1 pseudogene is annotated in these 817 nt (G+C 46.0%); it reads right to left on the bottom strand.

The features are described 5' to 3' along the window. A pseudogene (locus B3180_RS03480) lies at positions 1-794 on the bottom strand (phosphoenolpyruvate carboxykinase (ATP)); the annotation flags it as partial. Positions 795-817: the final 23 nt, after the last annotated feature.

Genomic DNA, 817 nt, shown 5'->3' with positions numbered 1-817 from the left:
GCGCCAAAACAACTGGAGAAAGTTGGCGTAGGCTCGGTTACACCGCGCTCGGTGCCTGCTAATTTGGCGGTAAAGCCAGATAAGAAATGGTACTGCGCCTGCTCTTTAGTCAGCTTAGACACCGGAGGCAATACGCCAAAAGCGTCAGCCGTCAGGAAAATCACCTTTTTCGCGTGACCCGCTTTAGACACCGGCTTCACAATGTTTTCTATGTGATGAATTGGGTACGAAACACGCGTGTTTTCTGTTTTTGAATTGTCGTCGAAATCAACAACACCATTTTCATCAACAGCAACATTTTCCAGCAGGGCGTCACGGCGAATGGCGTTGTAAATATCCGGTTCAGCTTCTTTCGACAGGTTGATGGTTTTTGCATAGCAACCGCCTTCAAAGTTGAAGACACCGTCGTCGTCCCAACCGTGCTCGTCGTCACCAATCAGTGCGCGTTTCGGGTCAGTCGACAACGTCGTTTTACCTGTGCCTGACAAACCAAAGAAAATAGCCACATCGCCTTTTTCACCGACGTTGGCAGAGCAGTGCATAGAAGCAATACCTTTAAGCGGCAGGAAGTAGTTCATCATTGAGAACATACCTTTCTTCATTTCGCCGCCATACCAGGTGCCGCCAATCAACTGAATTTTTTCAGTTAAGTTAAACGCCACAAAGTTTTCAGAGTTCAGCTCTTGTTCTTGCCACTTAGGATTAATGCACTTTGCACCATTCATGACCACGAAGTCTGGCTCAAAATTTTCCAGCTCTTCTTCGCTTGGGCGAATGAACATGTTTTTTACAAAATTTTAAATGATCTAGAAAATAC

It is taken from the genome of Idiomarina sp. UBA4206, from assembly GCF_002383015.1.
Lineage (GTDB): Bacteria > Pseudomonadota > Gammaproteobacteria > Enterobacterales > Alteromonadaceae > Idiomarina > Idiomarina abyssalis.
Note: the sequence above shows the minus strand (reverse complement) of the source record. Positions and strands in the feature narration are given on the sequence as shown.